This window comes from Streptomyces sp. NPDC051322 (assembly GCF_040689485.1).
Lineage (GTDB): Bacteria > Actinomycetota > Actinomycetes > Streptomycetales > Streptomycetaceae > Streptomyces.
Genome location: NZ_JBFBAK010000006.1, coordinates 175,146 through 198,228, shown reverse-complemented (window position 1 = coordinate 198,228; position 23,083 = coordinate 175,146). Strand labels below are relative to the sequence as shown.

Genomic DNA, 23,083 nt, shown 5'->3' with positions numbered 1-23,083 from the left:
CGGTCCCAGTGCTGCGGTCTCAGCGCCGTTTCAGTGTGGGGGCTTGCTCCGCGCCGAGCACTGCGCGAGATGGTCGTCGACCAGGCCGCACGCCTGCATCAGGGCGTAGGCCGTGGTCGGCCCCACGAAGCGGATGCCGCGCTTCTTGAGCTCCTTCGCCAGCGCGGTGGATTCCGGCGTCACCGCGGGGATCTCGGCCCCGGAGCGGGGCACCGGGCGGGTGGTGGGGTCGGGTGCGTACGACCAGATCAGCGCGTCCAGCTCGCCGGCCTGCCAGCCGGCGAGCACCCGGGCGTTGGCGAGCGTGGCGTCGATCTTGGCGCGGTTTCGGATGATCCCCGGGTCGGCGAGCAGCCGCTCCCGGTCGTCCTCGGTGAAGGCCGCCACGTCGACGATCCGGAACCCGGCGAACGCCTTACGGAAGCCTTCGCGGCGGCGCAGGATCGTGATCCAGGACAGGCCCGACTGGAACGCCTCCAGGCAGAGCCGCTCGTACAGCGCGTCGTCACCGCGCACCGGCTTGCCCCACTCGGTGTCGTGGTAGGCGACATAGTCCTCGGTGGACACCCCCCAGGGACACCGCAGCTTGCCGTCGGGACCGGCCACCACGTCCCCGCTCATCGCCCCGGGTCCTCGTCGGCGACCGCGGCGGCCCGGGCGCCGGCGAGCGCCGACTCGAGCTCGGTGATCCTGGCGTCCCGCTCGGCGAGCTCGGCGCCCAGCCGGCTCAGTACGTCGTCCACGTCGGCCATCCGGTAGCCGCGCACCACCATCGGCAGCCGGAGCGCCTCGATGTCCGCCCGGGCGACCGGGCGGGCGGTCGGCAGCGGGTCGGTCGGCAGTTCGGGCGACACCTCGGGCAGCACCGTGCCCTCGTCGCCACCGACCACCGCAAGGGTGACCGCCGCGACCACCACGACCATCGCGATCAGCAAGAACCAGAACACGAACGCGCCTCTCCCCAGGTGTCGAAACTGTGCTGCCCCCGATCGTGCCACGGGCAGCTGAGAGCTGACGGCGTAAGGTCACAGGCGAAGAGGAGCATCAGGAGGATACGGCGAGATGTTGCGGTTGGGACGGCGCGAGTTCGACGCGCACGAACCGGTGATCATGGCGATCGTGAACCGGACCCCGGACTCCTTCTACGACCAGGGGGCCACCTTCCGCGACGAGCCGGCGCTGGCCCGGGTCGCACAGGCGGTGTCGGAGGGCGCCGCGATCATCGACGTCGGCGGGGTCAAGGCCGGTCCCGGCGAGCACGTCACGGCCGAGGAGGAGGCCCGTCGCACGGTCGGCTTCGTCGCCGAGGTGCGGCGGCGCCACCCCGGCGTGGTCATCAGCGTCGACACCTGGCGCCACGAGGTGGGCGAGGCCGTCTGCGAGGCGGGCGCCGACCTGCTCAACGACGCCTGGGGCGGGGTGGATCCGCAACTGGCCGAGGTGGCGGCGAAGTTCGGGGCCGGCCTGGTGTGCACGCACGCGGGCGGCGCGGAGCCGCGGACCCGGCCGCACCGCACCGAGTACCAGGACGTGATGGCCGACATCCTGCGGGTGACGGTCGGCCTGGCCGAGCGGGCGGTCTCGCTGGGTGTCCGGCGCGACGGCATCATGATCGACCCGGGTCACGACTTCGGGAAGAACACCCGCCACTCGCTGGAGGCGACCCGGCGGCTCGGCGAGATGACGGAGACGGGCTGGCCGGTGCTGGTCTCGCTCTCCAACAAGGACTTCGTCGGCGAGACGCTGGACCGGCCGGTGAAGGACCGGCTGCTGGGGACATTGGCGACGACCGCGGTGTCGGCGTGGCTGGGGGCGCGCGTGTATCGGGTGCATGAGGTCGCCGAGACGCGGCAGGTGCTCGACATGGTGGCGGCGATCGCCGGCCACCAGCCACCGGCAGTGGCCCGTCGCGGGCTGGCGTAGCGGGGGCTTGACCCTGGGGCTCTGCCCCGGACCTCGTTGTCCTCGAACGCCGGACGGGCTTGATTTCGGTGACGCCGGCTTCATCGTGCAGCCACATCCACCCATACCGGCGGCGAGAACCAGCCCCTCCGGCGCTCGAGGAGCGGGGCACGGGGCGGAGCCCCGAAAAGCCCCGCCGCAGGCGGACCCGTCCCCGGCTACAACCCCGTCTCCTTCGTCACCAGCGCCACCGCCTCCTCCACGTCGTCCGTGACGTGGAAGAGCAGCAGATCCCACTCCGACGCCTTCCCCTGCGCGACGACCGTGCCCCGCAGCCAGTCCACCAGGCCGCCCCAGTACTCCGTGCCGAACAGCACGATCGGGAACTTGGTGACCTTCCGGGTCTGCACCAGCGTCAGTGCCTCGAAGAGTTCGTCCAGGGTGCCCAGGCCGCCGGGCAGGACGACGAAGCCCTGGGCGTACTTCACGAACATCGTCTTGCGGACGAAGAAGTACCGGAAGTTCACCCCGATGTCGACATGCGGGTTGAGGCCCTGCTCGAAGGGCAGCTCGATGCCGAGGCCGACGGAGATTCCGTTGCCCTCCCTGGCGCCCTTGTTGGCCGCTTCCATCGCGCCGGGGCCGCCGCCGGTGATGACCGCGAAGCCCGCGTCCACCAGGGCGCGGCCGATCCGTACGCCCGCTTCGTACTCCGGTGAGCCGGCCTTGGTGCGGGCCGAGCCGAAGACGCTGATGGCGCTGGGCAGCTCGGCCAGAGTGCCGAAGCCCTCGACGAACTCGGACTGGATGCGCATGACCCGCCAAGGGTCGGTGTGCACCCAGTCCGCGGAGCCCTCCTCGGGGGTGTCGAGCAGCCGCTGGTCGGTGGTGCCGGGCTGGACCTGCTCCCGGCGCCGCACCACCGGGCCGAGCCGCTGTTCCTCCGGCGCCGGTGCTCCCTCAGGGTTGCCCATGTTGTACTCCCTCCGCTGTGCGTGTCCCGCAAGCGTAGGGCCGAGCAGATGACGAACGGGGAAAATCAGGCCGTCAGCCAGGCGCGGAGTCGTTCCTCGGCCTGAGAGATCATCGTGGTCGCGACCCGCTCGTCACGCTTGTGCGCCAGCAGTGGGTTGCCGGGACCGTAGTTGACCGCGGGGACACCGAGCGCGCTGAAGCGGGAGACATCCGTCCAGCCGAACTTCGGCCTGGCGGTGCCGCCGACGGCCGCCATGAAAGCGGCAGCCGCCGGGTGGGACAGGCCGGGCAGCGCGCCGCCGGAGTGGTCGTCCACGATGAACTCGTCGATGTCGCAGTCGGCGAAGAACTCCCTGACGTACGCGAGGGCCTCCTCCTCGCTGCGGTCGGGTGCGTAACGGAAGTTGACCACCACGGTGCACGCGTCGGGGATGACGTTGTTGGCGACGCCCGCCTCGATCCGTACCGCGTTGAGGCCCTCGTGGAACTCCAGACCGTCGATCACCGGCCGACGCGGCTCGTACGCGGCCAGCTTGGCCAGGATCGGCGCCGCCGCGTGGATCGCGTTGGACCCCATCCAGGCGCGCGCCGAGTGGGAGCGCTCACCCTTCGTGCGCAGCCGCACGCGCAGCGTGCCCTGGCAGCCGCCCTCGACCTCGCAGTCGGAGGATTCGAGCAGGACGGCGAAGTCGGCAGCCAGCCAGTCGGGGTGGGCCTCGGCCACGTGCTTGAGGCCGTTGAGTTCGGCGGCGACCTCCTCGTTGTCGTAGAACACGAAGGTGAGGTCCCGGTTGGGCTCGGGCAGCGTCGCGGCGATCCGCAGCTGCACGGCCACCCCGGACTTCATGTCGCTGGTCCCGCAGCCCCAGAGCACGCCGTCCTCGTCGAGCCGGGACGGGACGTTGTCCGCGATCGGCACGGTGTCCAGGTGCCCGGCCAGTACGACACGCTCGGCGCGGCCGAGATTCGTGCGGGCCACCACGTTGTTGCCGTAGCGGTTCACGGTCAGATGGGGCAACGCGCTCAGCGCCTGGTGGACGGCGTCCGCGAGGGGCTTCTCCGTGCCGCTCTCGGACGGAAAGTCGACAAGCCGGGCGGTCAGAGCGGGGGCGTCGAGGGTGAGGTCAAGTGCGATGCGGGACATGGCTCAGACCCTAACGGTCGCTCCAGTACGGTGGCGTCGTGTCCCAGCCCACCGCCACCCCCCGCCGTGGCCGCCTCCTGCGGGTAGCGGCCGCTCTCGTCGTCCTGCTCGCCGTGGCGGGTTACCTGGTCGCGAAGTACGTCAGCGGCGGCGGCGGCGCGCCGCACTGCACCGCCGGTACGGCCGGCGGACGCACCTACGAGCTCAGCCCCGAACAGGCCGTAAACGCCGCGACGATCTCCGTCGTCGGCACCTCGCGCGGAATGCCGGAGCGCGCGGTGACCATCGCGCTGGCGACCGCGCTGCAGGAGTCGGGGCTGCTCAACCTCGACCACGGTGACCGGGACTCGCTCGGGCTCTTCCAGCAGCGGCCCTCGCAGGGCTGGGGCACCGCGAAGCAAATCCTCGACCCGGTCTACGCGGCCGGGAAGTTCTACGAGCACCTCGACCAGGTCCCCGGTTACTCCCGGCTGCCGCTGACGGTCGCCGCGCAGCAGGTGCAGCGCAGCGCTTTCCCGGAGGCGTACGCGAAACACGAGCCGGACGCCACGCTGTTGGCTTCCGCGCTCACCGGCCGGAAGGTGGCCGCGTTCACCTGCTCGGCGGTGCTGAGCACCCTGCCGGGCGATCCGGCGAAGGTGCGCTACCGGCTGACCCGCGCCTTCGGGGCCGGGGTGCTGCCCGCCGGGCAGTCCGGGCAGTCCGGGCAGGGCTCCGAGGTGACCGTGCCGGTGACGTCCACCAGCTCCGCGGCGACCGGTTCGGCGGCCGGCCGGAGCGCCGCGAGCCGGCGCGGCTGGGAAGTCGCGCAGTGGGCGGTGGCCAATTCCTCCGTGCTCCATATCGAACGGGTCTCCTACGCGGGCCGGCAGTGGACGGCGGGCGCCGACGGTGATTCCTGGAGCAGGACCGCCCCGAAGTCCGCGGGACCGACGGCAGGGGGCGCCGGCGAGGTCCGGATAGCGCTGGTGAAACAGCGCGGGTGACATAGGGCCGGTGAAACGGGGCCGACGGAATGACGCCGGTGACATGGCGCTGGGCGAGATCGCACATCCGCACGGTCCGTCCCCCGCAGGCGTCCCTTCCGGTCCGCCCGGCGAGCGTCCCGCAGGTGCTCAGCAACACTTCGCGCACGATCCCGAAGGCCCTTGGGAGACAAGGGAAGTGACGGTTCTTCGGCCGCTCGCTCGTGACAGCGATGGTCCGTTTTTCGCCGAAGCAGATAATGCGACGCATTAAAGAGTCTTTACCCGGGGCGCCGCAACTTCCCCCTCCCCCCGAGCGGTTGTCACAGCGTCCGAACGCCGGACTTTCTTTTCCCCTCCCGCTCAAGGAGCACCATGTCCCTCTCCCTGACCCGTCGGATCGCCCGCACCGCGCTGCTCATCGCGGCGGGTGCGGCCCCCGTGGTCGGTGCGGCCGGCGCCGCAAGCGCCGCGGAAATCCCCCAGGCCCCCAACCTGGGCGGTGTGACCGCACTGGACGGCGCCGGACTGAGCAACACGGTCGACGGAACGGCCCACACGGCCGCGGGCCAGGCCGTCGGAACCGTCGGCAGCACCGCCATGCCGATCGCCGGCCGGAGCGGCCTGCCCACCGGCAAGCTGCCGGTGAAGGGCCTGCCGCTGAGCCGGTAAGGCCCCTGACACGTCGAGGCCCGGGAGAGCGCCGCTCTCCCGGGCCTCGACGGCGTCTGCAGGCGCGATCGGCCCGCCCGCCGGGACTCAGCCTTCCAGCCGCTTCACCGCAGCCGCCACCCGCTCGTCGGTGGCGGTCAGCGCCACCCGTACGAACTGCTCGCCGGCCGCGCCGTAGAAATCGCCCGGCGCCACCAGGATGCCGAGTTCCGCGAGGTGGGCCACCGTCTGCCAGCAGGGCTCGTTGCGGGTGGCCCACAGGTAGAGGCTCGCCTCGCTGTGCTCGATCCGGAAGCCGTGCGACTCCAGCGCCGCGCGGAGCGCCGTCCGCCGGGCCGCGTACCGCGCGCGCTGCTCCTGGACGTGCACGTCGTCACCCAGCGCGGCGATCACCGCGGCCTGCACCGGCGCGGCCGTCATCATCCCGCCGTGCTTGCGGATCTCCAGCAGCTCGCCGAGCACCTCCGCGTCGCCCGCCAGGAACGCGGCACGGTAGCCGGCCAGGTTGGACCGCTTGGACAGCGAGTGGACCGCGATCAGACCCTCATAGGTGCCACCGCAGACGTCCGGGTGCAGTACCGACACCGGGTCCGCCTCCCAGCCCAGTTCCAGGTAGCACTCGTCGCTGGCGAGCAGAATCCCGTGCTCGCGCGCCCAGGCGACGATGCGGGCCAGCTCCTCCTGGGAAAGTACCTGACCGGTCGGGTTCGACGGCGAGTTGAGCCACAGCAACCCTATGCCCGTGGGGTCGAGCGCGAGGGGGTCGTCGTACGCCACCGGCTCCGCGCCGCACAGCCGCGCGCCGACCTCGTACGTCGGATAGGCGAGCCGGGGGAAGGCCACCCGGTCACCCGCGCCCAGGCCGAGCTGGATGGGCAGCCAGGCCACCAGCTCCTTCGAGCCGACGATCGGCAGCACGTTGGTGTGCGCGACCGCGCGCGCGCCGAGCCGCCGCTCGCACCAGGATGTGAGAGCGTCGCGCAGCGCCGGAGTCCCCCACACCGTCGGATAGCCCGGCGAATCGGCTGCCGCGGTCAGCGCTTCCTGGACGAGCCCGGGGACCGGGTCGACGGGCGTGCCGACGGAGAGATCGACCAGGCCGTCCGGGTGGGCGGCAGCCGTCGCCTTGTACGGCTCGAGCTTGTCCCAGGGGAAGGCGGGGAGACGCGATGAGAGTGCGGACACGGAGCTTCACTTTCTCGTACGGACGGGCGCTGCGGGCAAACACCGCGGTCCCGTACAGCGGTAGCGCCGTACGGGACCGCGGGCTTGAGAGCGACCGGCTCTTCGGCTTCAGCCGTTCTGCGGAGGCAGCGCCGCGATGAAGGGGTGGTCGCGCTCGATCAGGCCGAGCTTGGAGGCACCACCGGGCGAACCGAGCTCGTCGAAGAACTCGACGTTCGCCTTGTAGTAGTCCTTCCACTCCTCCGGGGTGTCGTCCTCGTAGAAGATCGCCTCCACCGGACACACCGGCTCACAGGCACCACAGTCGACGCATTCGTCCGGGTGGATGTACAAGGACCGGGAGCCCTCGTAGATGCAGTCGACGGGGCACTCCTCGATGCACGCCTTGTCCTTGACGTCGACACAAGGCTGCGCGATGACGTAAGTCACGCTGTCGTTCCTCCTCGGTAGGGCTGCTCTGCGCGGGAGCGCGGCGTCGTCGATGCCCACACCTAGTATCTCCGTTCCTGGGCACGATCCGAACAGGAGGGGTGGCGAGAGCTGTGGAATTCACCACCGGCGGTCGACTCGACGTCCGAATTACACCTGATGACGTGGGCAAACGGGTATCAGTCCGGCAGCTGACCGGCGAGGCCGCGCGTGGTCGGAAATTCACCGACACGGTCGGCGTTCTCACATCCTGGGACGCGGGCGTGCTGTCCATCACACAACGGTCGGGCGTGTCGGTCCGCATCCCGGAATCGGTGCTGGTGGCGGGCAAGACGGTCCCGGCCGCCCCGGCCCGCAGACGCGGTCCTTCGGCCGGCTACGCCGAACTGGCCCGGGTCGTCGCGCGCGCCTGGCCACCGGTGGAGAGCGAGCAGCTGGGCGACTGGCAGCTCCGGGCCGCCGCGGGCTTCACCCGCCGGGCCAATTCGGTACTCCCGCTCGGCGATCCGGGGCGCCCCCTGGACGAGGCGCTCACGTACGTACGCGACTGGTACGCGGCCCGCGGCCTGCCCGCCTACCTGCAGATCGCCACCGGTCACGAGGGCACTCAGGAGGTACTGGCAGCCGAAGTGGAGCGGCGCGGCTGGACACGTGAGGTGACGGCGCTGATCAGGACCGGGCCGCTGGCCCCGGTGGGCGATCTCGACGCGGACATCTCGCGGGTCGCACTCTCGCGTTCCTTCGACGACGCCTGGCTGGCGCGCTACCAGCGCTCCCGGAATCCGGGCCCGGAGGTGACGCAGGTGATCGCCGGCGGCCCGTCCACCTGGTTCGCCTCGGTCGCCGGCACCGGCCAGGTGCCCGCGGCGATCGGCCGCTGCGTCGTCGACGGCCGCTGGGCGGGCTTCATGGCGATAGAGGTGGACCCGGCGGCCCGCCGCCAGGGTCTCGCCACCGCCGTCATGACCGCCCTCGCCCGCACGGCGCTGACCGAGGGTGCCTCCGCGGCCTGGCTCCAGGTCGAGGAGGAGAACGCGGCCGCTCGCGCCCTCTACGACGGCATGGGCTTCGAGACGCACCACAGCTACCACCACTTCCGCTCCGCCTGAACCAGCGGTCCGGCGGACGGCAGAGGAGACCGACATGAACGACGGGGATCGCACCGACTGGCGTCAGCAGTTCGCCGAAGAGGTGCGCGCCGCGCGTCCCGACCTGGCGCTGCTGTGTCTCCTGGCGGGCACCGAGGCCGATCCTTCGCTGGGCCAGGACGGCATCGACGCCGCCCAGATCGAACTGGACCGGCTCGCCGGGCTGCTGCCCTTCGGGATCACCGCGGCCGGTGACTGGGCAGCGGCCCTGGCCGAGATCCTCGGTGCGCGAGCCGGCTACCGGGGAACCGCCGCCGACTACCGGCATCTGGAGTCCTCACTCCTGCACGAGGTGCTGCGGCGCCGCCGCGGCCTGCCGATCCTGCTCTCCGTGGTCTGGATGGAGGTGGCCCGGCGGGCCGGTGCCCCGGTGTACGGGGTCGGCCTCCCGGGGCACTTCGTGGTCGGCTTCGGCCATCCGTCCGACCCGCCGGAGGAGCAGGTCCTGGCCGACCCGGCCGACGGCGGCCGCCGGCTCACCCGGCAGGACGCCGGCCTGCTGGTGACCGGCGCCACCGGTGCGCCGCTCGACCCGTCCATGCTCGCTCCGGCCGACCCGCCGGCGATCGTCCTGCGCATCCTCAACAACATCCGCGCCTGGGCGGCCGCCCGCCCGGAGCGCACCGACGTACAGCTGTGGGCCGTCGAACTGTCCCTGCTGCTCCCCGCACACCCCGCCCGGTTGCGCTACGAACACGCCCGTCTGCTGGTGGAACGCGGCGACTTCCTGCGCGGCGCCGCCGAACTGGAGGAGTACGCGGAGGTCGTGGCCGCGGTGGAACCGGCCGCCGCCGAGACGGTCCGGGAGCGGGCCAGATCCGCGCGGGCGAGGCTCAACTGACGCCCGTACGAACGCGGATGCCGGTGCGGGTGCGGGCGTAGCGTCCCGGCGCGGTGCCCACCACCCGCTTGAAATGCCGCGTCAGGTGGGACTGGTCGTAGAACCCGGTGGCCACCGCGACCTCCCCCGGCCGCTGCCCGTCGAGCAGCAGCCGGCGGGCCCGGTCGATCCGGCGGGACATCAGGTACTGGTGCGGGGTGATGCCGTAGGCCCCGCTGAAGGCCCGGACCAGATGTGCGGGATGGGCGTGCACCAGGGCAGCGGCCTCGTCCAGGGTCACGCCGGGGACCAGCCGCGCGTCGAGCAGTTCACGCAGCGTGCGGGCGACCCCCCGGCCCGGATCCGGGCCGCGGGTCGTCGGGCCCGGCCGCAGATGCCCGCGCAGCCGCTCACTGATCAGCGCCAGCCGGCTCTCCGCCTCCAGCTCGTCGCCCCGGTGCGCCAGAGCGGTGTGCAACTGTCCGATACGCCGACGCAGCACCGGGTCGACCAGGTCGGGGCCGTCCACCGCGGGGCCGATGAAACCGGCGTCCAGCTGCGTCATGTCCAGATACAGCACCCGTTTGCGGAAGCCCTCCGGCGTGGCCGGCGACCCGTTGTGCGGCACGTGCGGCGGAAGCAGCGACACCGTGTCGTGCGGGGTGCCGTGTTCGTGCCGGTCGAGGTCGTAGCGCACCGCACCGTCGTCGACGATCAGCAGGGTCCACGCGTCGTGGACGTGCATCGGGTAGGCATGCTCGGTGAAGTGGGCGTGGAAGACCTCCACGACCCCCGCGACGGGCGGGCGCCATGCGGAGACCTCCTGCCGGGACACCATGCAAGAAACGTACAAGACGGCGTGACCGGGCACTCGGCAGTCTCGAACCATGAGAACCGACACCCCGGCCCGTGAAGCCGCGCCCCGCGAAGCCGCACCCGGCGAAACCCCGGCCCGTGAAGCCGCAGTCCGATTCGACACCAAGATCGCCGTCCTGCTGCGCGACGACCTGGAGCCGTGGCAACGGCTGAATGTGACGGCTTTCCTGGTCAGCGGGCTCGGCTCGACCGTGCCCGAAGTGGTCGGCGAGCCGTACGCGGACGCCGACGGCACCGCCTACCTGCCGATGTTCCGTCAGCCGGTCCTGATCTTCGAGGGCTCGAAGGAGACGCTGACGACCGCGCACGGGCGGGTGCTGTCCCGCGCCCTGCCGAGGGCGGTCTTCACCCGGGACCTGTTCGCCACCGGCAACGACAGGGACAACCGCGCGGCGGTACGAGCGGTGCCCCGGGATCAGCTCGACCTGGTGGGGCTGGCCGTCTACGGGCCGCGCAACGCGGTGGACAAGGTACTGAAGGGTGCCCGCATGCACGCCTGACATGCACGCCTGACATGCACGCCTGAGCGGCGGTCTACAACCAGCCCTTCTCGCGGGCTATCCGCACCGCCTCCGCCCGGTTGCGTGCCGTCAGCTTCTGGATGGCGGTCGAGAGGTAGTTGCGGACGGTGCCCTGAGAGAGGTGCAGCGCGGCGGCCAGCTCCGCGTTGGTGGAGCCGTCCGCCGCGGCGCGCAGCACATCGCGCTCGCGCGCGGTCAGCGGGTTCGCTCCGTCCGAGAGGGCGGCGGCGGCCAGGGTCGGGTCGATGACCCGTTCGCCTGCCAGCACCTTGCGCACCGCGTCGGCCAGTTGGGCCGCCGGGGCGTCCTTCACCAGGAAGGCGTGGGCGCCCGACTCCATGGCCCGGCGCAGATAGCCGGGGCGGCCGAAGGTGGTGAGAACGACGACCTTGAGGGCCGGGAACTCGCGCTGGAGCTGGGCCGCCGCCTCGATGCCGGTCATCCCCGGCATTTCGATGTCGAGCAGCGCGACGTCGACCGCCCGGGCTCGCGCCGCGGCCAGCACCTCGTCGCCCCGGGCCACCTGGGCGACCACCTCGAAGTCCGGCTCGAGACCGAGCAGCGCGGCGAGAGCCTCCCGGACCATCGACTGGTCCTCAGCGAGCAAGAGCCTGATCATGTCCGGGATCCTATTGCCGGTCACGGCGCTAGAGGGACCCGCACGGTGAGGATGAAACCCCGGTCGGCTTCCGTATCGAGCGAGCCGCCGACCTGGTGGAGGCGTTCCGTCAGGCCGGTGAGCCCGTTGCCGCGCGCGGCGAGGACGGCGTTCCGGCCGTCGTCGGCGATTCTGAGTTCGCAGCGGCGGCCGTCGAGGGTCTGTCGGGCGGTGAGGGAGACGGTGCACCGCTTGGCTCCGCTGTGCCGTACGACGTTGGTGATCCCCTCACGCAGCGCCCAGGCCAGCGCCGCCTCCTGGTCGGTGGAGAGGTCGTCGACGGAGCAGTCGGCGGGCAGGTCGGCGGTGACGCCGGCTGCGGCGAGAGCGGTGCGGGCGCCGGCCAGTTCACCGGGCAGGGTCGGGCGGCGGTAGCCGGTGACCGCTTCCCGTACGTCCGTCAGGGCCTGCCTGCTGACCCGTTCGATGTCGGCGACCTGCGCCGCCGCCTGGTCGGCGCGGTCCGGCAGCATCCGGCCGGCCAGTTCGGACTTGAGGGTGATCAGCGAAAGGGAGTGGCCGAGCAGGTCGTGCAGGTCGCGGGCCATCCGCAGGCGTTCCTCGTTGGCCGCGAGCTGGGCGACCGTGGCACGGGCCGCCCTCAGCTCGACCGTGGTACGGACCAGTTGTCGCACTCCGGTCATCGCGAAGCCGCCGAGCAGGGCCGGGACGATGAGCGAGCTGATCCGCCCGGCGGCATCGTCGCCGGCGAGCGCGAGCAGACACATCAGCGCGGTGACACCGAGGATCCCCCAGGTGGCCGTCCGCAACGGCAGGACGGCCCCGCAGCTCACCGCCACGTACACGAAGAGGACCAGCCAGGCGGAGCCGAGCGAGAGGGTGAGCCCCACGGCGAGCAGGGCGAGAAGGACCAGGGTGCCGTAGACCACCCGGACCGAGAAGGTACGGGCGGTCTGCCGGAAGACGAGGACCAGATAGGCAGCCACGAAGAGGACCAGGCCACTCCAGCCGAGCGCCTCGTGCAGGGTGGTGTAGCCACCGTCCAGCAGCTTGCCCAGCGGAGCGCTCATGAAGATCAGCCAGATGCCGATCCAGAGCATCTTCGCGCCGGCCTGCCGGATGTTCGCCGGCACCCTGCCGATCCGGATCTCGTGTTCCTCGTTCACCTTGTCTCCTTCGAGGATGCCCCGTCTTTCAGGGCGGGAAGGAATCGAAGCTCCCGCGTAGCGGGGCATGGGGCAGAGCAATCGCCGTCAGGGCGATTGGTCGTCTCCGCGCGCCGATCCGAGGGCGACCTCAAGCAGGTGGACGATCTCGGAGTTGAGGGACCGCCGGTCGGCGCCGGCCGCTTCAACGAGGCGTGCATGCAGGTCTGTTGGCAGGCGGAGAGAAATCCGCTTCTCGTCTTCCATGCTAAAATAATGCCATGACGACACCATGGAAGCAGCGGGATGGTGCCGGGCACGCCCGGTACACCTACCGGCTTCGCGTGTCGTCGACCGCCCGGACCGCACTGCTCGCCGAGTGGGACCGCTGCCGGTGGATCTGGAACGAATGCGTCGCCAAGTCCCGCACCGTGCACGCCCACAACCGGGCGCACCCGGACGACAAACTGACATGCGGCCCGGCCCAGCTCGACAAGATACTGACCGAGGCCCGCGCCAAACTGCCGTGGCTCCGCGACGGCGCCTCTGTGCCGCAGCAGCAGATCATCCGGGACTTCGCCAAGTCCCGCTCCAAGGCCCTGAAGGACATGGAAAAGGGCCTGCCGATGCGGCAGCGCGCGGGCATGCCCCGACACAAGAGGAAGCGCGAAGCTGACCCGAGCCTGAACTACACCACCCGGGGCTTCCGGCTGAAGGACGGCAGCCTGCATCTCGCGGGCGGTATCGCGCTGACGGTGGTGTGGTCCCGCGAACTCCCGGCCGCACCCTCCTCGGTGCGCGTGTACCGCGACGCGGTGGGGCACTGGTACGCGTCGTTCGTCGTCACAACCGAGATCCAGCCGCTCCCCACGACCGGGGCCGTCCTCGGAGTCGACTGGGGCGTCAAGGAGACCGCCACCACTACCAGCGACGCCCACGACCTCCCCCACGCCGAACACGGCAAGAAGGCGAAGGAGAAGCTGACCCGGTACGACCGGATGACGGCCCGCCGCAGGCCGAAGAAGAAACAGGCGTCTTCGAAGGGCTACCGCGAGGCGAAGAAGTGGCGGGCGAAGATCTACGCGAAGATCGCCCGGCAGCGGCAGGACACCGCCCGCAAATGGACCAAGCGCGTCGTGACCGACCACGACGCCATCGCTGTCGAGGACTTCCGGCCGAAGTTCCTCGCCAAGACCACCATGGCTCGCAAAGCCGCAGACGCGGCAATCGGCGCCACCAAGAAGGCACTGATCGAGACGGGCCGCAAACACGGGCGGGACATCCGACTCGTGCACCCCGCGCACACCACCATGGATTGCGCATCGTGCGGAGCGAGAACCAAGCACGCGCTTCCTCTTTCCGAACGCACCTACACCTGCACCACGTGCGGAGCCGTATCCCCCAGGGACAAGAACTCCGCCCGCGTGATGCTCGTCCGGGCTGGTCTCAACCCGGCTGGCGTCGAGGGCGTAAGACCTTCGGGGGCGCCGCTCCCGGAGGCAGCCTGAGCCAGGAATCCGCCTCGTTCATGAGGGGGAGGATTCAAGCCTTCAGTGTGTCCTTCCGGTACAGCCAGGCGGCGCCGCCCGCGAAGAGCAGGAAGTAGACGAAGAGGATGCCGACGTCCTTGGCGTGCGGTGAGCCGCCCAGTTCGATGGACTGCCCGAGGGCGGCGTAAGCGTGCGTCGGCAGCCACTCCGTGATGTTCTGCAGCCACTGCGGGAAGACCGTCGTCGGCATCCAGAGGCCGCCGAGGATGGACAGGCCGAAGTACACGATCATCGTGATGGGGCGGACCGCGTCACCAGTGGCGATGTAACCGATGGCGACGCCGAGCGCGGCGAAGACCAGACTGCCGACCCAGATGACCCCGGTCAGGGCGAGCCACTGCCAGGTGTCGAAGCGGACGTGCTTGGCGAAGGCCGACACCACGAAGACCACCACGATGCACGGCAGCGTCACCACGCCCGCGCTGGCGATCTTCGCGAGGACGTAGCCGCGGCCCGGCAGCGAGGTGAGCCGGAGCTGACGGACCCAGCCCTTCTCGCGTTCCTTGGCGATGCGCTCGCTGTTGCCCATCAGCACCGCGGTGAGCGCGCCGAAGGATGCCATCGCCACCACGTAGAAGTTCTGCAGGGTGAGGTTGGTGCCGTCCACCTTGTCGCTGGAGGATGCTCCGCTCGCGATGATCAGGTAGAGCATCGAGGGGTAGAGGATCGAGAAGAACATGAACTTCTTGTTCCGCAGCGTGCGGGTGATCTCGAGCTTGATCAGGGTCCTCATGCTGCTTTGGCCTCCTCGGCCTCGGTGATGGCGACGAAGGCCTGCTCCAGGCCGAGTCCCGCGACTTCGAGGTTGTGCGGATACAGCCCGAGGCCGTACAGCGCGTGCACCGTCGCGTCGGCGTCGGTGGACTGGATGCGGACCGTACGGCGCGACCCCGCGCCGGAGCCGGCGTTGGACAGCGAGAACGTGGTCAGGAAGGGCAGCTCGCGCAGCGCCGCCTCGTCGATGTCGCCGTCAAGGTCGAAGGCGATCCGGCGGGCGCCGGCCTTCGCCTTGATCTCGGCGGCGGTCCCGTCGGCCAGCAGCCGGCCCTTGTGCAGGACGAGGACCCGGTCCGCGATGGCGTCGGCCTCCTCCAGGTAGTGAGTGGCGAAGAGCACCGTGCGGCCCTGGTCGGCCTGTTCCCGCATGGTGGCCCAGAAGGCGTGCCGGGCGGAGACGTCCATTCCGGTGGTCGGCTCGTCCAGAACGATCAGATCGTTGTCGCCGGCCGTCGCCAGGGCGAAGCGGACCCGCTGCTCCTGACCGCCGGAGAGCTTGTTGACCATGCGGTCGCCGATCTCGGTTATACCGGCGCGCTCGAGCACCTCGTGCACCGGACGCGGGTGGCGGTGCAGATCGCACGCGAGCTTGACGAGTTCGCGCACCGTGACGTCTTCCATCAGGCCGCCGCTCTGCAGCATGGCGCCGACCCGGCCGTCCCTGATGGCCTCTTCGGGTGTCGTGCCGAAGAGCCGGACGGTGCCGGAGTCGGCGTTGCGGAGGCCGAGCAGGAGGTCGAGCGTCGACGACTTGCCCGCGCCGTTCGGGCCGAGCAGCGCGACGGTCTCGCCGGGGTGCAGTTGGAGCGAGAGACCGGCCACGGCGCGGACCTGGCCGTAGCTCTTGTTCACCTTCTCGAAGCTCACCACCGTGGTGGAAGCAGCTGTCTTCGTCATGGAGCCAGCTTCCCGCAGGGCGGGTGCCGGGCGGCAGAGCGGGTTGTCGTGATTCGGCGATGACAGATGTCATATCCGGGTGCGGGCACGGCTGACCGGCCGTACGCGGCTGCCCCTGCCCGGAGTTCGGGGCAGGGGCAGTCGGCGGCTTCCGCAGGGCGGTTGTCAGCTCGGGTTGAGGTCGATGGTGGCCGTACGCTCCGCCGGGGTCGTGCCGAGCAGCGCGCTCTGCATGGCATGCGCCACGTCGTCGGCCGACACCTGGTGCTTCTTGCCGTCGCCCTTGGTGATCATGATGCCGTCGAAAACGCCGTCCAGCAGCTGGGTGATGGCCGGCTTGTTGTAGACCTCGACCAGCCGTCCGTCGACCGCCGTCATGGAGAGGATCTTCGGCAGTGACCTCTCGGGGCCGAACTGGATCTGCTTGGGGCCCGCCTTGATGGTGATGAGACCCGACATCGCGGGCTTCGCGAACTCCTTCATCGCCCGGTCGATCTCGGTCTGGCTTATGGTCGGCTGCCGTGTCACGACCGGCAGCACGACGGTGTGTGCGGTCCCGGTCTGCACCTGGGTGCGGTAGGCGTCCCGGACGGCGACCATCGACCTGCTGACGTCCAGCCCCTTGCCGGCCTTGCCCGGTACGGCAACGGCCTTGCCCGGCTCGAACTTGATGGTGCCCTCGGAAGCGGAGCCCGATCCGCCGGCCAGGTCGCTCAGCGCGGCGCTCAGCTTCTCCTGGTCGGTCGGCAGGATCGGGTCGATGACGCGCTCGCCGCCGAAGAGCGAACCGATCACCGAGACCGGGTTGTAGTCGCTGCCCGCTGCTTGGCGCACGGTTGCCTGGGTCTCCAGGGAGAGACCGGCGGCAGCCGGCTTGAGTTCGGTCTTCCGGCCGTCGACGCTGAGCGGGATCGGCGCGTTGACGCGCTTGCCGAGCGCACTGTCCAGCTTGTTGACCGCCTCGTCCCTGGTGCCGCCGCCGATGTCGACGCCGAGCACGGTGGTGCCCTTGGGCACATCGGAGTGGTTCATCAACAGGCCCGCGCCATAGGCGATTCCGGCCAGTACCACCAGACCGACGCCGGCCATCCCCAGCTTGGAGCGGCCCTTCCTTCCGGGCGTGGCCGGACGGACCGCGGCGGGCCCGGGCGACGGAGCGGCAGCGGGGGTCGGCGAGGGCGACGGAGGGTAGGGCGAGGGGCCATCGGAGCCCCGGGGGCCGGGACCGGCCGCGGGGCCCGGCGGGAACGGCGCGCGGCGCTCCGGCGGGACCACCGGGATACCGCTGTTCAGCGTGTGCCCCGAGACATGGCCGCCCGTCGGACCGAACGGGCCGTCCTCGTCCAGTTCGCCCGCGGGGGTCTGCGGCCCCGGATACCCGGCCGCGGGCATACCGTCGGCGGTGGGTGAAAAACCGTCGGTGGCCGACGGGAAGCCTTCGGCGGCCGACGGAAAGCCGGGGGCCGGCGGCTGCGGAGTCAGCACCGCGGTGTCATCGGACATCGGCGGCGGCACGGCGCCCGACGAACCGGTCGGCCGGGTTTCGAGCGGCGGCTTCAGCGAACCGGTGCCCAGGACCGGACCGGTGGTCGGCCCGGTGGGGCCCGCGCCGACGGCGCCGGATCCGCGCTGCGGAGGCTCCGAGAAGTAGGGGAGGCCGGGACGTCGACCGTCACCGGTGGTGCCCGGATCGGCCGGTTCGGCCGCGGTGGCGGGCGCCGCAGCGGCGGCGGGCTTCCGCGGCGCGAACCAGTCGCTCGTCGGCCGTTCGGCCACCGGCTCCTCGGCCACCGGCTCCGGTTCGGGCTCGCGGGGGCGCGGGGTGGACCCCGTACGCTCCGGATCCGGAGCGTCGGAAAGGTCGCTCTGGCCCATGGGGGTCCGCATGACGACCGGCGGAATCGGCCGCGAGCCGGGGATGTTGATCCGGATACGCGTGGTCAGCGTGGTTTCGGTCCTGGGCTCTTCCGGCTGCGGCGCGGCGGCCGCTGCCGGGGACACGGCGTCCTCCGGAGACTGGCGGGTTCCGTACGGCGGCGTACCCGAGGGGTACGCGGCTCCGCCACGCCCCTGGGGGCCGGTGGACGAACTGTCAGTTTCACGACTCAAGGCAGGTTCTCCCGGTTGGCTCCGCCGCCCGTTATTACTTGTGCGGGAGGTTCGGCGGCGCGCACCACCATACTGGCCATGACGGTCCCGCACCCCCCGCCCAGTGGAATGCAAGGTTCCGAAAGTGCGCCGAGGGCGTCCGGTTCACCGGGCGAAGCGGCACATCACTTACCAGGTCGGGCGGAACCGGAAGCCGGCCACGCCGGGGGACGCAGCGTGGCGCAGATCACAGCAGCCACCATTCCGCCGAGCAGGAACACGTAGGAACCCACGCCGGCGCCGAACACGAAGTCGCCCTCCGGACGGGTGGCGGTCAGCAGGATCACCGCGATCAACCAGCCCAGGGCGGGCGCTGCTACCCCCACGCCGGTTCCGGTGGTGATTCGGCCGCCGTAGAACAGGGCCGCGGCGCCGAGCAGCGCGAGCACCAGGCCACCGGGGAACCAGTCGCCCTGCACGAGGGCGCCCGCGACGCCGGTCAGCGCCCCCAGGACGAGCAGGCCGGCGTAACCGGCAACCCGTCCGCCGTTCAACGGTGCCGCCATGCCGGTTCCGGTGTGGTTCGTACTCATATGTTCGCTTTCATTTGCTGCTCTCGTCGGTCAGTTGCGCCCCCGCACGGGTCTCTCAGGCGTCCGCTCCGGGGACTCCCGCGAAGAGATCAGTCTCGCGCTCGCCGTCCGGCGCCCCGGAGGCGCCCCGTACGAGTTCGTAGTACTCCCGCACGAAGAGTGGTTGCCCCAGGTCGTTGGAGAGGGCGAAGAACGGTCCGTCCACCGCGATCTGGCTGGCATGGGCGCGCATCGCGGCGGACTTGGCCGCCGTGTACGCGGTGCCGTCGATCTCCGCGGTGATCAGTGCGTCGTCCACCACCCCCGGCACATCGCCGATTTCGGCGATCCCGGGGAATTCCGTACCGGCGGCCCGCAGTCGCGCGAAGCCCTCCTCGGCCACCGAACGCGGCACCCGGTTCCAGTAGACCTTGTCGATCGTGTGCGGCTCTCCGAGATCCTGCCGGTAAGCCGGTTCGGCCGCGAGTTCGGCGGCGCGCGTCGCGACGCGGTGCGCCTGGATGTGGTCGGGGTGGCCGTAACCCCCGTTGGGGTCATAGGTCACCAGCACCTGCGGCCGCAGCGACCTGATGACCCCGACCAGATACGGAGCCGCGTCGTCCACCGCGGTGTTCCAGAAGGCGCCCTCGCGGCGGTTCTGCTCGACGCCCATCATCCCGGAGTCGCGGAACCGGCCCGGGCCGCCGAGGAAGCGGTGGTCCGCTACGCCCAGCTCCCGCATGGCGGCGGCCAGTTCACCGATGCGGTGCTCCCCCAGGGCATCGTCCCGATCGGACGCCAGATGGGCGAGCCCGGGCGGGATGACCTCCCCCTCCTCGCCCAGCGTGCAGGTCACCAGGGCGACGTGGGCTCCCGCGGCCGCGTAGGCGGCCATCGTGGCGCCGTTGTTGATCGACTCGTCGTCGGGGTGCGCATGCACCAGCAGCAGACGCCGCGCAGGGAGATCCGTCGGGGAAACCATGGGGACAGCCTACGAGCCGTTCCGGCACGGACCGGCCGCGCGGCGTGACACCGGGCAGCGCGGCACCGGAGGCTCTAGAACTTGATACCGCCGATCATCCCCGCCACGTTGGTGGTCAGGTCATGGATGGTGGGTGCCACGGACGAACTGGCCAGGTAGAAGCCGAGGAGCGCACACACCATGGCGTGCCCGGCCTTGAGCCCGGACTTCCTCACCAGCAGCACGACGATGATCGCCAGCAGCACCACCGCCGAGATCGAGAGTGCCATGACGGTTCACCTCCATTTGCGTACGGTCCAGGGACATGGCCACCACTGCCGGTAGCGTCATACCCACCCAGCGCTACGGATCATAACTATCCGGAGCTCTGCATGATCGATGCACCGGCGCACGAGGGGCGCATGCACGCGCAGCCGACAACATCAGTCGGCAAGTGCCCCCGGTCTGACCCGCCCGCCACACCGGTCCCGGCACGCGGCAGGCACCACCGGCCCGGAAACTGCCCGCCCGCAGGGCTCCGTCCGGTCTAAGTTCGGTCGCATGACGTCGAAACAGCTGTCCTTCCCGCGCCGGTTCGCCAGGACCCAGCGCTTCTCCCTCGGTGTGCCGCGCGCCTTCACGGTGTCACCCGACGGGGAGCGGGTGATCTTCCTGCGCTCCCCCTCCGGCACCGACCGCGCCAACCGCCTCTGGGTGCTCGACCTCGGGCAGGGCGACCGGGAGCGGGTCGCCGCCGACCCGGACGCCCTGCTCGGCGGGACGGCCGAACGGCTGTCGGCCCAGGAGCGGGCCCGCCGCGAACGGAGCAGGGAAGGCTCGGCCGGCATCGTCGGGTATGCGGTCGACGCGGCGGTCGAGCTGGCCGCCTTCGCCCTGTCCGGCCGGTTGTTCACCGCCGAGCTGCGGGCCGGGACCACCCGGGAGATCCCGGTGCCGGGGCCGGTGCTCGACCCCCGCCCCTCCCCCGACGGCCGCCGCATCGCCTACGTGAGCCGTGGCGCCCTGCGGGTCGTCGGGGCCGATGGCGAAGGGGACGGGGCGCTCGCCGAGCCGGAGGACGAGCACACCTCCTACGGTCTCGCGGAATTCATCGCCGCCGAGGAGATGGACCGCAACCGGGGTTACTGGTGGGCGCCGGACTCGCGGTGGCTGCTGGTCGCCCGGGCCGACGACAGCGCCGTCAAGCGCTGGTGGATCGCCGATCCGGCGCATCCGGACCGGGCGCCGGCCGAGGTGGGTTACCCGGCGGCGGGCACGCCCAACGCCGAGGTGCGGCTGTATCTCTACGCGCTGGACGGCTCTCGGACCGAGGTGGTCTGGGACCGTGCCCGGTATCCGTATCTGGCCGGTGTGCACTGGTCGGAGAGTGGCGCTCCGCTTCTTCTGGTGCAGGCACGTGACCAGCGCAGCCAGCTGTACCTCGGGGTCGACACCGAATCGGGCACGACCCGGACCGTCCACGTCGACGAGGACGAGGTGTGGCTCGACCTCTGCCCCGGGGTGCCGGCCTGGGCGCCGGCCGGTGGCCTGGTGCGGATCGCCGACGAAGGGGGCGCACGGGTGCTCGCCGTCGGCGACCGGCTGCTGACCGGACCGGATTTGCACGTTCGGGCGGTGCTGGACATCTCGGTTGACGACATCCTGATTTCGGCGTCGGCGGGCGAGGCGGCGGCCGAGCCGGAGACCGGCGAGATCCATGTCTACCGGGTCAATGAACTGGGCGTCGCCCGCGTCTCGGAGGGCGCCGGGGTGCACTCGGCGGTCCGCTCCGGCGAGCTGACGGTCCTGGTGTCCGCCCGTCCCGAACTGCCCGGCTCGACGGTCCGGGTGCTGCGGAACGGGAAGGAGGTGGCCACCATCGCCTCGTTCGCGGAGGATCCGGGCCTCACCCCCCGCGTGAAACTCACCGAAGGGGGCGCACGCAGAATTCCGTGCGCCGTCCTGCTCCCCACCGGGCACCGGGACACCGACGGCAGGCTTCCGGTGCTGCTCGATCCGTACGGCGGACCGCACGGCCAGCGGGTGCTCGCCGCGCACAACCCGTATCTCACCTCGCAGTGGTTCGCCGACCAGGGCTTCGCGGTGGTCGTCGCCGACGGCCGGGGCACCCCGGGCCGGTCCCCCGCGTGGGAGAAGGCGATCAGCGGCAACTTCCCGCTCACCCTCGACGACCAGATCGACGCCCTGCACGGCCTGGCCGAGCAGGGCTTCCCGCTCGACCTGGACCGGGTCGCGATCCGGGGGTGGTCGTACGGCGGCTATCTCGCCGCGCTGGCGGTGCTGCGCCGTCCCGACGTCTTCCACGCGGCCGTCGCGGGCGCCCCGGTCACCGACTGGCGGCTGTACGACACGCATTACACCGAGCGCTATCTCGGCGACCCGGCCGAGCGGCCCGAGGCGTACGCGGCGAGCTCACTGGTCACCGACGACGGTCTTTCCGCACCGCAGAGCCCCGCAAGGCCGCTGATGATCATCCACGGTCTGGCGGACGACAACGTGGTCGCGGCCCACACCCTGCGTCTTTCGTCGGCCCTGCTCGCCGCCGGCCACCCGCACGAGGTGCTGCCGCTCTCCGGGGTCACCCATATGACGCCCCAGGAGCAGGTGGCGGAGAATCTGCTGCTGCTCCAAGTGGACTTCCTCAAGCGCTCCTTGGCAGCAGCGCGGCCCGAGTAACGCCCTGGCCGGAGAGGCTCGGTGGGCCCGCCCCGGTCACCACCCCGGCGGCGGGGAGGACGGTGGCGGCGGAGACAGCGGGGGGCCGAAACCACCGCCGCGCTGTCCCGCCGGCTGCTGCCACAACGGCTGCGGCCGGCCGACAGTGGCGGTTTCGCCCTTCATGGCCAGCAGCACCAGCACCACCACGCCCGCCACCAGGGCGAACACCGCGGTGAGGAGGGACAGCTGGTCCCGCAGTCCCCGATCCGCGAAGTGCGAGAAGAGATGGAAGCGCAGCGCGAACGAGGAGCTGAGCGCCCCCGACGCGGTCAGCCCCGCGGCCGCGACCATACCCAGCGGCCGGGCGAACGGACCACGGGCGAAGGCCCCGATCGCCGCCACCACACGGAGCAGCGTCATCAGCACCGCCAGCCACCCGGCCGGGACGCCCAGCAGGGGCATGAAGATGCCCCGCTGGCCGGTGAACCGGTAGCTGTACACCTTCGGGCCGACGCCCAGCAGCAGGGTGCGCATCCAGTAGATCTCCCAGCCGGCCCCGACCAGCGCGGCGAGCAGCAGCAGGAGGCCGGCGGTGACCGCGGGCCCGCGCCCCGGCCGGGTCGGCAGCGCCTGCTGTGCGCCGTCGGCCGGCCTGCGTCCGGCCGCCACCGTGATGATCAGGGCGAACGCCCCGGCGAGCGCGATCAGTGTGGACACGAGTGCGCGGAACCGGAGTTCGTCGGAGGACCAGTGACTCATCCTGTCGGCGTTCTGCACCCAGAGCCCCGGCACTCTGAGCACCAGGGTCACCACCGCCGTCGCCACCAGGGCGGAGCCCGCGACCGGCGAACGCAGCGCGGCCACGGCGACGACCGCGTACACCACCACCAGCATCAGGTCGTAGAGCGTGGTGGTCAGGGATGCCTGCGCCGTGCCCGAGGGCCCGGCCTCCCAGAACCGCCACAGCTGGACCGGTCCGTCGGCGGTGGAGAGGTCCCTGACGACCCAGGACAGCGCGATCAGCGCCAGCAGGGCACAGATGACCGCGCCGGTGGTCCGCGCGCCTCGAGTGAGTATCACGCGGTGATAATCCACTGCGGCACGGCGGTTGAACAAGCGGAACAACGAGACCCGTGCGAAGGGCCCGCCGGAGGTCAG

Annotated in this window: 25 protein-coding genes; 8 read left to right on the top strand and 17 right to left on the bottom strand. The window is 71.1% G+C overall.

Features of this window, described 5'->3' with window-relative positions:
* Positions 1–30 precede the first annotated feature (30 nt).
* Together AB0436_RS16260 and AB0436_RS16255 are read right to left on the bottom strand one after the other, a co-directional pair.
* A complete protein-coding gene (locus AB0436_RS16260) occupies positions 31–621 on the bottom strand; it encodes a DNA-3-methyladenine glycosylase I (protein ID WP_366468513.1) in 591 nt (196 codons plus the stop codon).
* A complete protein-coding gene (locus AB0436_RS16255; protein ID WP_366468728.1) occupies positions 618–923 on the bottom strand; it encodes a DivIVA domain-containing protein in 306 nt (101 codons plus the stop codon). Before AB0436_RS16255 ends, AB0436_RS16260 begins: the two co-directional genes overlap by 4 nt.
* A gap of 139 nt (positions 924–1,062) precedes the next feature.
* Between AB0436_RS16255 and folP the strand changes: the two genes are divergently transcribed.
* Positions 1,063–1,923 (top strand): dihydropteroate synthase, encoded by an 861-nt coding sequence (gene folP / locus AB0436_RS16250; RefSeq protein ID WP_366468512.1) that lies wholly within the window; start codon positions 1,063–1,065, stop codon positions 1,921–1,923.
* Between the two features lie 197 nt (positions 1,924–2,120).
* Here folP and AB0436_RS16245 read toward each other — a convergent pair whose 3' ends face one another.
* A complete protein-coding gene (locus AB0436_RS16245; RefSeq protein WP_366468511.1) occupies positions 2,121–2,876 on the bottom strand; it encodes a TIGR00730 family Rossman fold protein in 756 nt (251 codons plus the stop codon).
* 65 nt (positions 2,877–2,941) lie between these two features.
* Positions 2,942–4,021 carry a succinyl-diaminopimelate desuccinylase gene (dapE, locus tag AB0436_RS16240; protein ID WP_366468510.1) on the bottom strand — a complete coding sequence of 360 codons (1,080 nt, stop codon included), beginning with the start codon at positions 4,019–4,021 and terminating at the stop codon, positions 2,942–2,944.
* Between the two features lie 38 nt (positions 4,022–4,059).
* Here dapE and AB0436_RS16235 point away from each other — a divergent pair, with 38 nt between their 5' ends.
* The gene (locus AB0436_RS16235) at positions 4,060–5,007 is read left to right on the top strand and encodes a hypothetical protein (protein ID WP_366468509.1); all 948 of its coding nucleotides are present in this window, start codon (positions 4,060–4,062) and stop codon (positions 5,005–5,007) included.
* A gap of 354 nt (positions 5,008–5,361) precedes the next feature.
* Positions 5,362–5,658 (top strand): ATP-binding protein, encoded by a 297-nt coding sequence (locus AB0436_RS16230; RefSeq protein ID WP_366468508.1) that lies wholly within the window; start codon positions 5,362–5,364, stop codon positions 5,656–5,658.
* A gap of 87 nt (positions 5,659–5,745) precedes the next feature.
* Here AB0436_RS16230 and dapC read toward each other — a convergent pair whose 3' ends face one another.
* Positions 5,746–6,843 carry a succinyldiaminopimelate transaminase gene (gene dapC / locus AB0436_RS16225; protein WP_366468507.1) on the bottom strand — a complete coding sequence of 366 codons (1,098 nt, stop codon included), beginning with the start codon at positions 6,841–6,843 and terminating at the stop codon, positions 5,746–5,748.
* Positions 6,844–6,951: 108 nt separating this feature from the next.
* The gene (fdxA, locus tag AB0436_RS16220; protein ID WP_003985062.1) at positions 6,952–7,272 is read right to left on the bottom strand and encodes a ferredoxin; all 321 of its coding nucleotides are present in this window, start codon (positions 7,270–7,272) and stop codon (positions 6,952–6,954) included.
* 113 nt (positions 7,273–7,385) lie between these two features.
* Here fdxA and AB0436_RS16215 point away from each other — a divergent pair, with 113 nt between their 5' ends.
* Together AB0436_RS16215 and AB0436_RS16210 are read left to right on the top strand one after the other, a co-directional pair.
* Positions 7,386–8,381 carry a GNAT family N-acetyltransferase gene (locus tag AB0436_RS16215; RefSeq protein WP_366468727.1) on the top strand — a complete coding sequence of 332 codons (996 nt, stop codon included), beginning with the start codon at positions 7,386–7,388 and terminating at the stop codon, positions 8,379–8,381.
* Positions 8,382–8,415: 34 nt separating this feature from the next.
* Positions 8,416–9,261, top strand: coding sequence for a transglutaminase-like domain-containing protein (locus tag AB0436_RS16210; protein WP_366468506.1), 846 nt, complete (start codon positions 8,416–8,418; stop codon positions 9,259–9,261).
* On the opposite strand, the gene AB0436_RS16205 is transcribed toward AB0436_RS16210, so the two are convergent.
* Complete coding sequence (locus tag AB0436_RS16205) at positions 9,254–10,078, bottom strand: AraC family transcriptional regulator (RefSeq protein WP_366468505.1); 825 nt, start codon at positions 10,076–10,078, stop codon at positions 9,254–9,256. The two genes, AB0436_RS16210 and AB0436_RS16205, sit on opposite strands and share 8 nt — an antisense overlap.
* A 49-nt stretch (positions 10,079–10,127) precedes the next feature.
* On the opposite strand from AB0436_RS16205, the gene AB0436_RS16200 reads away from it, so the two are divergent.
* Positions 10,128–10,616, top strand: coding sequence for a DUF2000 domain-containing protein (locus tag AB0436_RS16200; RefSeq protein WP_366468504.1), 489 nt, complete (start codon positions 10,128–10,130; stop codon positions 10,614–10,616).
* Positions 10,617–10,650: 34 nt separating this feature from the next.
* On the opposite strand, the gene AB0436_RS16195 is transcribed toward AB0436_RS16200, so the two are convergent.
* From AB0436_RS16195 to AB0436_RS16185, 3 genes are all read right to left on the bottom strand, one after another.
* Complete coding sequence (locus tag AB0436_RS16195) at positions 10,651–11,256, bottom strand: response regulator transcription factor (RefSeq protein ID WP_366468503.1); 606 nt, start codon at positions 11,254–11,256, stop codon at positions 10,651–10,653.
* Positions 11,257–11,276: 20 nt separating this feature from the next.
* Entirely contained in the window at positions 11,277–12,422 is a 1,146-nt protein-coding gene (locus tag AB0436_RS16190; protein WP_366468501.1) for a histidine kinase, read from the bottom strand.
* Positions 12,423–12,509: 87 nt separating this feature from the next.
* Positions 12,510–12,668, bottom strand: a complete 159-nt coding sequence (locus AB0436_RS16185; RefSeq protein ID WP_366468500.1) for an Arc family DNA-binding protein — start codon at positions 12,666–12,668, stop codon at positions 12,510–12,512.
* A gap of 14 nt (positions 12,669–12,682) precedes the next feature.
* Here AB0436_RS16185 and AB0436_RS16180 point away from each other — a divergent pair, with 14 nt between their 5' ends.
* Entirely contained in the window at positions 12,683–13,909 is a 1,227-nt protein-coding gene (locus AB0436_RS16180; RefSeq protein ID WP_366468499.1) for a transposase, read from the top strand.
* A 34-nt stretch (positions 13,910–13,943) separates the two neighbouring features.
* On the opposite strand, the gene AB0436_RS16175 is transcribed toward AB0436_RS16180, so the two are convergent.
* From AB0436_RS16175 to AB0436_RS16150, 6 genes are all read right to left on the bottom strand, one after another.
* Positions 13,944–14,684 (bottom strand): ABC transporter permease, encoded by a 741-nt coding sequence (locus AB0436_RS16175; protein ID WP_366468498.1) that lies wholly within the window; start codon positions 14,682–14,684, stop codon positions 13,944–13,946.
* Positions 14,681–15,625, bottom strand: a complete 945-nt coding sequence (locus AB0436_RS16170) for an ABC transporter ATP-binding protein (protein WP_366468497.1) — start codon at positions 15,623–15,625, stop codon at positions 14,681–14,683. Before AB0436_RS16170 ends, AB0436_RS16175 begins: the two co-directional genes overlap by 4 nt.
* 165 nt (positions 15,626–15,790) lie before the next feature.
* The gene (locus AB0436_RS16165) at positions 15,791–17,734 is read right to left on the bottom strand and encodes a hypothetical protein (RefSeq protein ID WP_366468496.1); all 1,944 of its coding nucleotides are present in this window, start codon (positions 17,732–17,734) and stop codon (positions 15,791–15,793) included.
* A gap of 164 nt (positions 17,735–17,898) precedes the next feature.
* Positions 17,899–18,306 carry a DUF6113 family protein gene (locus AB0436_RS16160; RefSeq protein WP_366468495.1) on the bottom strand — a complete coding sequence of 136 codons (408 nt, stop codon included), beginning with the start codon at positions 18,304–18,306 and terminating at the stop codon, positions 17,899–17,901.
* Between the two features lie 55 nt (positions 18,307–18,361).
* Positions 18,362–19,267: an N-acetyl-1-D-myo-inositol-2-amino-2-deoxy-alpha-D-glucopyranoside deacetylase gene (gene mshB, locus AB0436_RS16155; protein WP_366468494.1), complete on the bottom strand. Its 906-nt coding sequence runs from the start codon at positions 19,265–19,267 to the stop codon at positions 18,362–18,364.
* A 74-nt stretch (positions 19,268–19,341) separates the two neighbouring features.
* Positions 19,342–19,536 (bottom strand): hypothetical protein, encoded by a 195-nt coding sequence (locus tag AB0436_RS16150; protein WP_365849717.1) that lies wholly within the window; start codon positions 19,534–19,536, stop codon positions 19,342–19,344.
* 271 nt (positions 19,537–19,807) lie between these two features.
* Between AB0436_RS16150 and AB0436_RS16145 the strand changes: the two genes are divergently transcribed.
* Positions 19,808–21,943 carry a prolyl oligopeptidase family serine peptidase gene (locus AB0436_RS16145; protein ID WP_366468493.1) on the top strand — a complete coding sequence of 712 codons (2,136 nt, stop codon included), beginning with the start codon at positions 19,808–19,810 and terminating at the stop codon, positions 21,941–21,943.
* A gap of 36 nt (positions 21,944–21,979) precedes the next feature.
* On the opposite strand, the gene AB0436_RS16140 is transcribed toward AB0436_RS16145, so the two are convergent.
* Positions 21,980–23,005, bottom strand: coding sequence for a hypothetical protein (locus AB0436_RS16140; protein ID WP_366468492.1), 1,026 nt, complete (start codon positions 23,003–23,005; stop codon positions 21,980–21,982).
* Positions 23,006–23,083: the final 78 nt, after the last annotated feature.